This is a genomic window from Roseomonas sp. 18066 (assembly GCF_902706185.1).
In the GTDB taxonomy this organism is placed as follows: domain Bacteria; phylum Pseudomonadota; class Alphaproteobacteria; order Acetobacterales; family Acetobacteraceae; genus Pseudoroseomonas.
The window spans coordinates 1-388 of record NZ_CACSJM010000425.1 but is presented as its reverse complement, the minus strand read 5'-3'; the positions used below and the strand labels follow the sequence as shown (position 1 = coordinate 388).

General features: G+C 52.1%; 1 protein-coding gene. It reads left to right on the top strand.

Features of this window, described 5'->3' with window-relative positions; translation table 11 throughout:
- The coding region (locus tag GVN67_RS29530; RefSeq protein WP_160000809.1) for a DnaB-like helicase C-terminal domain-containing protein at window positions 1-388 on the top strand (388 nt) is incomplete at both ends.

Sequence of the window (388 nt, the reverse complement as noted above, 5' to 3'; positions counted from 1 at the left end):
GCATTGAATCCACGGATCTGGTGTTTATCGCGGCGCGTCCCTCGATGGGCAAAACAGAGCTGGCGCTGGATATTATCGAGAAGGTCTCTGCACAGGGGCATGGTGTTCTGTTTTTCAGCATGGAGATGTCCGACACGCAGATCGCCAAACGCATGGTTTCTGCCGCTGGCGGTATGCCTGTATCCAGACTGAAGGCAGTCGAAAAGTTTGAGGATGAAGACTGGGCGCGATTCTTTAACGGCATGGAGCAACTGGTTAACCGCAGCGTTTGGATCACCGACGCAACTAACCTCAATATCGACCAGATTGAACAAACCGCAACCCGCTATAAGCTGGAGCATCCAGAAATTGCCCTGGTGGTCATCGACTATCTGGCGCTGATCAAAAT